9 protein-coding genes and 1 pseudogene are annotated in these 11,750 nt (G+C 44.1%); 5 read left to right on the forward strand and 5 right to left on the reverse strand.

Annotated features, from left to right (window positions below; all coding sequences use genetic code 11):
• Positions 1 to 74 precede the first annotated feature (74 nt).
• From AB4517_RS11620 to AB4517_RS11635, 4 genes and pseudogenes are all read left to right on the forward strand, one after another.
• Positions 75 to 968, forward strand: a complete 894-nt coding sequence (locus tag AB4517_RS11620; protein ID WP_372148387.1) for a DMT family transporter — start codon at positions 75 to 77, stop codon at positions 966 to 968.
• A 48-nt stretch (positions 969 to 1,016) separates the two neighbouring features.
• Positions 1,017 to 1,271: pseudogene (locus AB4517_RS11625) on the forward strand (peptide ABC transporter substrate-binding protein); the annotation flags it as partial.
• A gap of 383 nt (positions 1,272 to 1,654) precedes the next feature.
• The gene (locus AB4517_RS11630) at positions 1,655 to 2,158 is read left to right on the forward strand and encodes an acyl-CoA thioesterase (protein ID WP_004737700.1); all 504 of its coding nucleotides are present in this window, start codon (positions 1,655 to 1,657) and stop codon (positions 2,156 to 2,158) included.
• Between the two features lie 237 nt (positions 2,159 to 2,395).
• Positions 2,396 to 2,668, forward strand: coding sequence for a hypothetical protein (locus AB4517_RS11635; RefSeq protein ID WP_019822928.1), 273 nt, complete (start codon positions 2,396 to 2,398; stop codon positions 2,666 to 2,668).
• Positions 2,669 to 3,229: 561 nt separating this feature from the next.
• Here AB4517_RS11635 and malG read toward each other — a convergent pair.
• The 3 genes from malG to malE form a co-directional block, all read right to left on the reverse strand.
• Positions 3,230 to 4,120, reverse strand: a complete 891-nt coding sequence (gene malG, locus AB4517_RS11640; RefSeq protein ID WP_017060050.1) for a maltose ABC transporter permease MalG — start codon at positions 4,118 to 4,120, stop codon at positions 3,230 to 3,232.
• Between the two features lie 11 nt (positions 4,121 to 4,131).
• Positions 4,132 to 5,703, reverse strand: coding sequence for a maltose ABC transporter permease MalF (malF, locus tag AB4517_RS11645; RefSeq protein WP_017060049.1), 1,572 nt, complete (start codon positions 5,701 to 5,703; stop codon positions 4,132 to 4,134).
• Between the two features lie 81 nt (positions 5,704 to 5,784).
• Entirely contained in the window at positions 5,785 to 6,969 is a 1,185-nt protein-coding gene (malE, locus tag AB4517_RS11650) for a maltose/maltodextrin ABC transporter substrate-binding protein MalE (RefSeq protein ID WP_017060048.1), read from the reverse strand.
• Between the two features lie 664 nt (positions 6,970 to 7,633).
• Between malE and malK the strand changes: the two genes are divergently transcribed.
• Positions 7,634 to 8,746 (forward strand): maltose/maltodextrin ABC transporter ATP-binding protein MalK, encoded by a 1,113-nt coding sequence (gene malK / locus AB4517_RS11655; protein WP_372148388.1) that lies wholly within the window; start codon positions 7,634 to 7,636, stop codon positions 8,744 to 8,746.
• A gap of 258 nt (positions 8,747 to 9,004) precedes the next feature.
• On the opposite strand, the gene AB4517_RS11660 is transcribed toward malK, so the two are convergent.
• Together AB4517_RS11660 and AB4517_RS11665 are read right to left on the reverse strand one after the other, a co-directional pair.
• Positions 9,005 to 9,205, reverse strand: coding sequence for a hypothetical protein (locus AB4517_RS11660; protein WP_010431457.1), 201 nt, complete (start codon positions 9,203 to 9,205; stop codon positions 9,005 to 9,007).
• Positions 9,206 to 9,413: 208 nt separating this feature from the next.
• A complete protein-coding gene (locus AB4517_RS11665) occupies positions 9,414 to 11,330 on the reverse strand; it encodes a methyl-accepting chemotaxis protein (RefSeq protein ID WP_017067914.1) in 1,917 nt (638 codons plus the stop codon).
• Positions 11,331 to 11,750 lie beyond the last annotated feature (420 nt).

Below are 11,750 nucleotides of genomic sequence, written 5' to 3' on the forward strand. Positions count from 1 at the left end.
GTCTTTCTAAAGATACTTGTAAGTATAACGACCTGTCAAACTAGCCGCACCAACTCATTCGCCACGGAATTCACATGCATTACCTATTACCATTTTTTACAGTCTGTATCTGGGGCGCCAATGCAATCGTCAACAAGCTTGCTGCAAGCACCATAGAACCTAGCGCAATGAGTTTTTACCGCTGGTTTTTTGCGATGTTAATTCTCACGCCTTTCTGTATTCGCCCAGTGATGAAGCAGTGGGCTGTCATTAAGCCAAACTTATCTAAATTAGCGTTCCTCGGCTTTTTGGGCATGGTGTTGAACCAATCTCTAGGTTACTACGCAGGCTTAACCACAACCGCCTCTAACATGGCATTAATCACTTCTTTGGTTCCATTGGTCAGTGTATTTTTAAGCGTCCCTTTGCTGCACAAGTCGATTTCTAGTTTGAGTATTGTTGGCGGTGTGTTGTCACTATCAGGCTTAGCCCTGATGTTAGGCAAAGGCGATCCGTTATTCTTCATGCATCAAGAATTGACTCAAGGCGATGGCTATATGCTAATTGCAGCCTTTGTTTATGCTTCTTACTGTGTACTACTGAAACGCTGGAAAATGCCAATCAGTAGCTGGGTGGTGATATACATTCAGGGTCTGTTTGCTGTCGCGATGCTTACGCCACTTTGGCTTACCAGCGAACAACTTTTACCACCGCAACAAGCGCTCCCATTGATAGCTTACGCAGCGGTTGCCGCTTCGATTTTAGCGCCTTGGATATGGGTGAAAGCGATTGACACCATTGGTGCTGACTCAAGCGCGATGTTCATGAACTTGCTTCCGGTTGTAGCGATCGTATTAGCCGCGACATGGCTTGGTGAAGAGATTAACCAGTTCCACATCATTGGTGGTGTGATGGTGATTTCAGGTGTCATCCTTGCTCAAATCAGAAGAAAACCAAGGCTTGAGGCTCCTCTCCCTCAACAAAGCTAAACGCATTACCCAACGCTCACATTAGGGTAAAAATTCAAACTCACGTTTCACACAGCAAATGAGAGTGGCTACTGTAATCCATACTATGATGAGCCCTTACAGCAAGCGAGTAAAACGGAAGATCAGGCTAATCGCTTCGCTTTATACCAGCATGCTGAGTCACTACTTAACGAATCAGCAGCAGTTATGCCTTTATATCACTATAATCACACTCGATTAGTGCGAAATACACTCAAAGGCTTCCCTAACAACAATCCGAAAGGAAATATCTACGCGAAGGATCTATACTTCATAAAAGAGTAAAAGTGAGCTGAAGAATAAATAGTTTTAACTACCACTTTAGTGGTAATTGCGATAAAGTCACTTTAACTAAACCAAACAAGCAACGGTTAGTTGGCAAACAATAAAAGGTACCGACATGAGTACCTAAAGGCTTAGAAACACCTAGCATTACGCTAGGTGTTTTTTTTTGCAATCTACCCTTTCTTTTAGCTTACTCTCGATTGTCTTTCCGTGTTTATCTCTCACCTTGAAACTCAATAACCATCAATATTCATCGGTTCGTCATCCGTTTGAAAAAAATAGTCTTAACCGTGAGATTATCCGCTTTAATTTCTATCATCTTATGTATATTGTTATTAGCAAGTAACAAGCATGTTATGCAGCATAATAATGAAGGAAGATAGATGAGCAGTAACAATAGCCGACAAGATGGTAAACGAGACGTTACTCTGCGTTTTTTAGCTGAACCCGGGGATGTGAACTTTGGTGGTAAAGTTCATGGTGGCGCAGCAATGAAATGGATCGATTTAGCAGCCTACGCTTGTTCCGCAGGTTGGAGCGGTAAATACTGTATAACAGCCTATGCAGGCGGAATTCGATTCGTTGCCCCAATTCATGTAGGCAACCTTGTGGAAGTAAGTGCAAAGGTCATTTACACAGGTTCATCTTCAATGCATATCGCTATCGACGTGCAAGCAAGCGACCCTAAAGAGCTCAATAACCGCCTAACAACTCACTGTATCGTTATTATGGTCGCTGTCGATGAGAATGGTAATCCGACTAAAGTGCCAGAGTGGATACCAGAGACGCCAGAAGACATCGAATTACGAGATTCGGCTATTCGCCTAATGAACATGCGAAAACAGATTGGTGAAGAGATGGAAGCTCACGTGAAGTACCTGAAATAAGGTCCACCAGCAGCCCTCCCCCTATAAAACTTTATTACAATGCCAAGCGCCTGCTTGGCATTGATCTATTTGATACCTTCGTGCTCTACACCGCCAAATCCGCTGCACACCCAATACAGACGATAAGAGCGTGATACCCAGCCAAAGGTTGAAATGAATCGGCACTTGTTCACTGATTTATTTTGACTGTAATAAAGTCGTCATTTTGCTCTGATTAAATACCGCCAATCATAATAGATGCATTTGAATTTCTTGGAGCCACTCTTGAGCGTCATACGCCCCACTCTTAGCGAGTCTACACTGAACAATTTAAAGGCTGTTGAGTACCAATGGGTTAGAACTTTGTACGTCGAAGGCTACGACAGCAATGAAATCAACCACTATATCCAAACGTGTTTCGGTGGAGATCCGACATTTGCCGATCTATTTCGTCGCGTGGCACTCGATCAAGAAAGTATCTATGTGTTGTTGCAACACTTAGGTTGTGCTCCTTCTAGTAAAGAGTTCTAACTTCTAAGTCCAACCAAAAACCAGAAGCATAAATAAACCTACCTCCATAATCCTCATGAATGTCACTTGAATATTTTGTAACTACCTCTCGCTTACCCATACATTTTCAGTGCAATTTCAGGTTTTGTTGCATACAAATCATTGAAGTATCACGCATTGGAATATTCACAACATATCAATAGTACAACAGCCACTTATACTGAGTGTCTGATTTGTGAGACTAGTTCATTTCTACAAGTAACCAAAATGAAGTGGTCGGTATTTAGGAGAGAAGTAACTCGAAACTTTGGGTTTTAAAGTAGATATGAGCGCGATAGTTAACGAGTAACGCTGACACAAAAAACAAAAAGTAGCAGGCATAAAAAAACCCAAGTAAATACCTGGGTTAGAGTTACAAAAACCACTAATCATTAATAGCGTAAGGAACCTGATTAGTAGCCAGCTATGCGTAACCTGAGGGTTATTTTTATTACTGATCGGCGGCCAAACCAAATGATGTAATAAAAATGCCAATATAGAGCGACCTAACGGTCGCTCTTTTTCTTTCTTATAGAGTACAGCTTATCCTTTTACACCACCTGCCGTCAAACCACCAACTAACCAACGTTGAGCAAGTAAGAACACGATAGTAATCGGAAGTGCTGATAGTACAGCCGCTGCCGCAAAGTCACCCCATAGGTAGTTCTGAGGGTATAGGTACTGCTGCATACCTACTGCTAGCGTGTAAGAGTTCACATCTGTAAGTAGGATAGACGCTACTGGCACCTCACCCACTGTCGCGATGAAAGATAAGATAAACACAACCGCTAGGATTGGCACAGACAGCGGTAGTAGAACCAGTCTGAATGCTTGCCAAGGCGTTGCACCATCAAGGGCTGCTGCCTCTTCCAGAGAGTTATCAATCGTCTCAAAGTAACCCTTAATCGTCCATACGTGCAGTGCAATACCACCTAGGTAAGAGAAGATTAGACCACCGTGTGTGTTCAAGCCTAAGAACGGAATGTATTGACCAAGTTTGTCAAACAGCGCGTAGATTGCTACTAGAGCCAATACTGCTGGGAACATTTGGAAAATCATCATCGCTTTCAGGATTGTGTTCTTACCTTTAAAGCGCATACGAGCAAACGCGTAAGCCGATGTCGTAGACAGTGTCACAATCAGAATCGATGTGATACCTGCAACCTTCACTGAGTTCCATAACCAAGTTAGCACAGGGAACGGAGGTGACGTTACCGAGCCATCTGCGTTCGTTACTGACATACCCAATGCTAACTTCCAGTGTTCCAATGATGGGTTATCTGGAATCAAACTACCGGTTGCGAAGTTACCTTCACGGAACGAGATCGCGATGATCATCAGTAGTGGGAAGATAATCATTGCCAAGAAGCACCACAACACTGCATGCGTTGCCCACACTCGGTATTTAAGGCCTTTACCTTGTACCATAGCCATTGTCGTGCTCCTTAATCTTGAGACAGTTTAGTGAAACGAAGGTTTAGTAACGCTAGTGCACCAACCAATAGGAAGATAAGCGTTGCGATAGCACTTGCTAGACCGAAGTCTTGACCGCCGCCGCCTTCGAATGCAATTCGGTACGTGTAGCTTACAAGCAAGTCTGTGTAACCCGCTGGCTCAGAAGTACCAATCATGTTCGGGCCACCGTTCGTCAATAGTTGAATCATTACGAAGTTGTTGAAGTTAAAGGCAAACGCTGCAATCAATAGCGGTGTAAGCGGTTTAATCATCAATGGGAACGTAATACGCTTGAAGTTATCAAGGAAGTTCGCACCATCGATTGCTGACGCTTCGTATAAATCATCAGGAATCGCTTTAAGCAGACCCATACATAGAATCATCATGTAAGGGAAACCTAGCCATGTGTTAACCATCAACACCATGGTTTTCGCTAAGATAGGGTCTGAGAACCAGTTCGGGCTTAAGCCGAAGATATTCTCGAGCACCATGTTGATCTCACCAAAGCTTTGGTTGAATAGACCCTTAAAGATAAGAATCGAGATAAACGCGGGTACGGCGTAAGGCAGAATCAGTAGAACACGATAAATAGAACGACCTTTCAACTCTTCCCATTGCACGATGTTAGCCAATACAAGGCCGATAACTAGCGTGAACGCTACGGTACATACCGAGAAGATAACCGTCCAAATAAAGATGCTGATAAACGGTTCTTTAATGCCGTCATCTTTCCATACACGCTCAAAGTTATGCGTACCAATGCTAACCACGAAACCTGGAGAGATGGTATTACCCGTAAACTCACCATTTGCATCAACAGGCTGGTAGAAACCCACATCCATATTTGGCTTGAGAACTTCACCCGTTTCATTGTTGATTAACGTTTCTTCATCGTCTTGTAGCGTGTAAAGCGGAGCAACAGAAGCAAACTTACGTAAGCCACTCATGCGGATGTCACCACCGTCAGGTAGATTGAAATCAACACCACTGATTGCTGCTCGGTTTTGAATGATCGCTTTGATCTTCTCTTTTTCACCTTGCGCAGACTCAATAACAGATAGGTCCATCTCTGTTTCTGTCATATTGTCTAGAGAAAATACGTCAGTCGCTAACAGTTGATCGCCATCTTTTACAACGATCTGGTGACCGTCATCTGTCTTGTACAAAGTAAATGGGTAGCTCTCACCGCTTTGGAAAGAACGGTCTAAAAGAACGGTTTGAGTACGCTCTAGAGAAAGTTGGTTTTTCGCGCTGTAGTTAGTAAACGCAAGCCCTACGGTGTATGCCAATGGGAAAAGAATGAACAAGATCATTCCGGCAATACCTGGGTAAATATAACGGTGGGCGTAAGTTTTTTTACTACCAAAAATGTAAAGTGCCAAAGCCGTTAAGATCACTGTAAGCAGCGCAAAAGCGAGCTCACCGCGAGAATACATTAGAATTGTAGCGTAGCCGTTTATTAAGCCAACGCTACCAAGCAACCCCCATTTAATGAAGACGCTTTTACTGCCTGGAAGGCTTGATGGTGCTGGGATAGCATCTGTACCTTGAACTGACTGCATAGAGGAACCTGCTAGCGATATAGATAAAAAATAGAAAAGTAAGGAGAGGTTACCCTCTCCTTAAAAGGTAGTGCCTGGGTGTTACTTAACCATACGACCTTCAGCAGCTTTTAGTGCTTGGTCTACTGATTGACGGCCGTCAACTACGTTGCCGATCGCTTCTTCCATGCTGTACCAGAATGTTGTGAACTGAGGGATGTTAGGCATGATTTCACCGTTCATCGCGTTGTCCATTGTTGCTGCAATACGAGTATCGCTGTCTAGTTGACGTTGGAAAGAGTTAAGAGCAACAGCGCCTAGTGGCTTGTCGTCGTTCAGGCTCTTCATACCTTCATCTGTTAGTAGGTAGTTTTCCATGAACTCAACAGCTAGGTCGCGGTTTGGAGACGCAGTGCTGATACCACCCGCCCATACACCAACGAAAGGTTTAGACGCTTTACCGTTGAACTTAGGTAGTGTTGTTACGCCGTAATCTACGCCAGCTTTCTTGATGTTTTCCCAACCCCAAGGGCCGTTGATTGTCATTGCAACGTTACCCGCAACAAATTCAGACTCAGCAACTGAGTAATCCATGTCTGCAGAGATAACCTTGTCTTGTACCATCTTCTCGATGAAACCTAGAGACTTCTGAACACCATCAGTCGCTACGCCCGCATCTTTAATGTCGTAACCTTCTGCAGTCTGTTTGAATGCGTAACCGCCGTCAGCTGCAAGTAGAGGCCATGTGAAGTAAGCGCCGCCACGTAGAGGCCACATGATCGCTTTCTTGCCGTCTTTTTTAAGTTCAGCATCAAGTGCTGGGATTTCTTCCCAAGACTTAGGTGGGTTAGGAACAAGCGCTTTGTTATAAATTAGCGAAACTGACTCAACAGCAACAGGGTATGCGATTGTTTTACCTTCGTATGAAACAGCGTCCCATGCGAAGTCTACGATACCTTCTTTAGTTTCTTTAGAAGGTTTGATATCAACAAGAAGTCCCGCTTCTGCATAGCCGCCAAAACGGTCATGTGCGTAGAATATCATGTCTGGGCCATCGCCAGCTGCTGCTACTTGAGGGAATTTCTCTTCTAGCTTGTCAGGGAAAGCGACGGTTACTTTAACACCAGTATCTTCTTCGAAGCGTTTACCTACTTCAGCCATGCCTTCATAAGCTTTGTCACCACCTACCCAGATTGTTAGTTGTCCTTCTTCGATAGCAGCATTTGCACCAAAAGAACCCAGAGCAACTATTGTACCTAGAGCTACAGCGCTTAGAGCGTTTTTCATGTGAATATCCTTTTTATATTTATACGTAGGGCACATCTACCAAGACGAGCCAGTTTTCGGAGGTTATGATCTGAGAAAACAGACCCTAGCTCATCATCCTAGCCACTACGCCCTAGCTATTATGGCTTAAATTCGTGATCGCCATCCGGTCAGATTAGAGACTGCAATCACAAAACGTATACTCATCGTGATCAACATCACCGTTACGCGGTGGATTTATTTGAACTGGATCGCCAATTATTAATAACCCCATTTATCTACTCCTCCCCTCCTACTCCCCCTAGTTAATTTTCCATTAGGAGGATGTACCCTTACGCCAATTCACCGAAACTGCATTCATCCAAGAGTGGATAGTAAGAACCCTTTACCGGCAAGTGTTATGCGTTGACGCATTATTCATTTAGTTGGCTTCACTGCCCGCTGGTGTCTTATATTAGCATCGAGCTAAATCTGTGATTGAATCACGGGGGAGGTTTAGCTGGATGTGGGGGAAATGGGCATCAGTTTGGCTATGACGGGTGGGCTTGGTTAAAGAAGCCAAGTCTCACCCACTTTTTTCTTACTCACTCAATACTTACCAATTCCTACAGTTACTGCTGACCCAAAAATTTCTTATAATGATAAGCAGTAAAACTTAAAATTTGATCGATCGAGGACAAGCTAGATGGCGAGTGTCACGTTAAAAAACGTTTATAAATCATATGGTGATGTACAGATTTCTAAGGACGTAACCTTAGACATCAACGAAGGTGAATTCGTAGTATTCGTTGGACCATCAGGTTGTGGTAAATCGACGCTATTACGTTGTATCGCAGGTCTAGAAGACATTACGTCTGGTGATTTGTACATTGGCGACCAACGCATGAATGACGTTGAACCGTCAAAGCGTGGCGTAGGTATGGTATTCCAGTCTTATGCGCTTTACCCTCACCTTAACCTATACGACAACATGTCTTTCGGTCTTAAGCTAGCAAACGCAAATAAAGCTGAGATCGACAAACGCGTTGAACATGCTGCAGAAATCCTTCAGCTTGGTCACCTTCTTGAGCGCCAACCTAAAGCGCTTTCTGGTGGTCAACGTCAACGTGTTGCGATTGGTCGTACTCTGGTTTCTCAACCAAACGTATTCCTACTTGATGAGCCTTTATCAAACCTAGATGCCGCGCTACGTGTTCAAATGCGTTCGCAAATCACCAAGCTACAGCGTCAACTGGGTTGTACCATGATCTACGTTACCCACGACCAAGTGGAAGCGATGACAATGGCGGATAAGATCGTTGTTCTGGATGGTGGTTATGTATCTCAAGTCGGTAAGCCGCTTGACCTTTACCACTACCCTCAAAACCGTTTCGTTGCTGGCTTTATTGGCTCACCGAAGATGAACTTCATGTCGGTACACATTGAACAAGCTGAAGCAGAACGCGTATTGGTACAACTTTCTAATGGCATGACTTTCTGGATCCCTGTTGATGGTACGACTGTCAATGCTGGCGATCGTATGTCTCTGGGTATTCGCCCTGAACACTTGATGTCTGCTGAATCAGGTGACGCGACGATTGAAGCTGACGTGATGATGGTAGAGAAACTAGGTAACGAAACTCAGGTTTACCTAAACCTTGAAAGTGCCGATGCTGATGTTATCTATCGCCAGCCAGACACGTTGAAAATCGAACCAGGTGACAAGTTGGCGATTGGTATTCCAGCGCACCGTTGTCACCTGTTCCACAGCGATGGCCGCGCATGTCGTCGTTTGTACAAAGAATACGGCACAGACTAATCGCTTAGCCTTTTAGGATATAACTTGCCCATATCAAATCCCTCTTACTCAGTAAGGGGGATTTTTTTATGTGCTGGATATTTTTATGTGTTGGATACGAGTTTCACTTACATTGAATAGTTCATGAGTCAGCCACTCGGTCTTTCGCTAGCGGCAATAAAAAAGGTCTAGCAAGCGCTAGACCTTTATCTGTTAGTTAGGCTATGAACCCAACCGCTAATATCACTTCTTTCAGACATGAAACCTGTCTAAATCAACTTAGTGAATTGGCGTATCATTCTGTTTGTTGAACTGGCCAAAATGCTTCTCTAACACTTCAGGAGTCAGTTTGCCTTCCGCCTCTAGTCGCTTGAACTCAGCAACAATTGCTTTTTGCTCTTCAAGTGATGGCAGTTTCACCTCAGGCTCATCGCCCATCTCTTGAGTCATCTGCTCTAGTTCTTTTTCAAAATCGCTCATGATACTTACCTAAATATTAAACCTAACGAGATTTTACTCATTTACGCCCTATGATGCTAGGGTGATTAAAAGCAAAGCCCGAAACCAGATCAAGCTAAAGGCAGTTAGAGGCAAATTAGCGCACTAATAAAAAGAGCCGGATTCACGATGAAATGACCCCAGCTCTTCGTCTATATCCCTTTCTAAGTCATGTTACAGCTTGAAAGAATTAAAGCTTAAATGAACCAACCATCTTATCTAGACGAGACGATAGATCACGAAGCTCTTGGCTCGCTTCAGCAAGTTGCTCAGCCGTGCCCGTTGTCACTTCGTTGATTGCGTTAATCTCTTCAATGTTCTGGTTGATGGTGTGAACTACGGTTGATTGCTCTTCCGTTGCCGTTGCCACTTGAGTGTTACGGTCTGTGATATCAACGATACGGTCTGAAATGCCACTCAGCACGTCTACCGCTTCATCCGAAGCCGATACACCTTCAAGGGTAATCACCTTACCCGCACTCATTGCCGTTACCGCATCTTTAGCATCGCTTTGCAGTTGGTTGATCATCTTTTGAATCTCTTCCGTTGAATCTGCGGTACGGCTTGCTAGGTTACGTACTTCATCCGCTACAACCGCAAAACCACGACCTTGCTCACCAGCACGGGCGGCTTCAATTGCAGCGTTTAATGCAAGTAAGTTAGTTTGCTCTGAAATATCACGGATAACACCCAGAATAGAGCCGATGTCTTGAGTTGTAGAAGCCAGTTGCTCTACTACCTGACCTGTGCTTTCAATATCTTGCGCCAAACGACTGATCGCGTCTTTTGCTTTGTTCACCACAGAGCGGCCTACTTCCGTATTGCCTGAAGCTTGAGTTGCCGTTTCTGCTGCGGTTGCCGCGTTCGATGCAATCTCGCTGATGGTCATACCCATTTGGTTAATGGCAGCCACCACTTGAAGCGTTTGGTCGCGCTGTTCTTGGCTGTTGTCGTGGGTGATGTGGGCTTTGTTAGAAACACTCTCTGCCGCCACTTGAAGCGCTTGGCTTGTCGAACACACCTCTTTCATCGACTCGTGAATCTTTTCAATGAATCCGTTGAAGCCTTTTGAAAGCTGTGCAATTTCATCGTTGCCTTTCACTTCGATACGCTGTGCAAGGTCACCGTCGCCTTCACCTAAGTCGCCGAAACGCTTAGCCAAAAGCTTGATCGGTTGAGTAATGCTGTTCGCCAGAACTACGCCCATTAGGATAAAGACTAACGCCACAACCGCAGTCATGATCAGCATCTTCTGCGCAGTCGCATCAAGCTCAGCAAACACTTCACCGGTTGGTACCACACCAATAACGAACCAGTCCATTGAAGACACATACAAGCTCGCCACGAACAGCTCTTGGCCTTGGCTTTCTGTAGTAATCAGGTTGAAGCCCGACTTGTTCAGTAGTTGGCTTGCTTGAGGACCGTAAAGTTGTTGAAGTGAAGAGTCACTGCGAGAACGCTCGCGATGAATTTGAACATCACCTTGGCTATCGGTTAAGAAGACAAAACCGGTATTTTCAATCTTGAAACCGTTCAGCAGGTTAACCATGTCATCCATCGACTTTGATAGACCAGACATAGCCAAACCAGAAGGCTGTTGGTAGTTAGCAAACATCTTCACTTCGCCATTGGCTTCTTGGAACATGCTCACCATGGTCGGCTGTCCAGATTGCGTAAAGCCAAAGAACCAACCATCTTGCTGTTGGTTTAACTGACGTAGGAAGCCATTTTGGTTCCAGTAGTAAGCAGTTTGACGGTTCGCCACTGAGGCATCGTTCAACTGATACTGGTTACGAACATTGTTCAGCTGTTTCACCAGTTTATTTTCTAGTGCGGGATCGCGATCGGTCGATTCGATAGCATCAGAAATAAATTCATTTGAAGCAATTTGCTCCGCCGCTAGTAATAGCTGAGAGACTTCTCGGTCAATTTCACCATTGATTCGCTCTAGCATTCCTGGAAGTTCAATATCGATCAATCGATGACTTAATACATCTCTTGCTTGTTGTTGTGCCATTGCGCCGACAATCACTGTCGATGCAAGAACCGCAAAGGTAATTCCAAGTACAACTTTTTGCTTGATACTCAGAGAGTTAGTTTTAAACATATTTGGACCTTTAAAAAGAATCGCTCGTTATTGGCATACCCTGAACAGGACTTTTTTAGTGCACTCCAACAAGCAATGCACAATCTGAGTGATGTATCGGCCACAACCAATAAAACTAGAGACTTTCTTCTCAAAAAACTGCAAATATGATGTAACAATTAGAAATATTCACCTTGAGCATGAATTAACTAAGCAAATACCGCATTGTCGAGAGTCAATTTTAGTTCTCAGCCCTTAGACCCAACCGAACTCAAACCACTCCCCACCGCCGAGCTTTTGTATATAAAAACCAATTGATATAGTAATAATCACAACCTAACAAATATTTCCAATTTTGAAAAAATAAATTACGCAAATGTACTGGAACTTTTTCCTCGAAATCAGTGACCAATACTCAAAATAAAAATCAAATGGATACCC

The organism is Vibrio sp. 10N.222.52.C3, from assembly GCF_041474195.1.
GTDB lineage: Bacteria > Pseudomonadota > Gammaproteobacteria > Enterobacterales > Vibrionaceae > Vibrio > Vibrio crassostreae_C.

Coding starts and splice junctions, on each gene's coding strand:
- malF (WP_017060049.1), bottom strand. CDS start 5,703: ATGCAGTCAGTTCAAGGTACAGATGCTATCCCAGCACCATCAAGCCTT.
- malG (WP_017060050.1), bottom strand. CDS start 4,120: ATGGCTATGGTACAAGGTAAAGGCCTTAAATACCGAGTGTGGGCAACG.
- AB4517_RS11665 (WP_017067914.1), bottom strand. CDS start 11,330: ATGTTTAAAACTAACTCTCTGAGTATCAAGCAAAAAGTTGTACTTGGA.
- malE (WP_017060048.1), bottom strand. CDS start 6,969: ATGAAAAACGCTCTAAGCGCTGTAGCTCTAGGTACAATAGTTGCTCTG.
- AB4517_RS11660 (WP_010431457.1), bottom strand. CDS start 9,205: ATGAGCGATTTTGAAAAAGAACTAGAGCAGATGACTCAAGAGATGGGC.
- malK (WP_372148388.1), top strand. CDS start 7,634: ATGGCGAGTGTCACGTTAAAAAACGTTTATAAATCATATGGTGATGTA.
- AB4517_RS11630 (WP_004737700.1), top strand. CDS start 1,655: ATGAGCAGTAACAATAGCCGACAAGATGGTAAACGAGACGTTACTCTG.
- AB4517_RS11635 (WP_019822928.1), top strand. CDS start 2,396: ATGCATTTGAATTTCTTGGAGCCACTCTTGAGCGTCATACGCCCCACT.
- AB4517_RS11620 (WP_372148387.1), top strand. CDS start 75: ATGCATTACCTATTACCATTTTTTACAGTCTGTATCTGGGGCGCCAAT.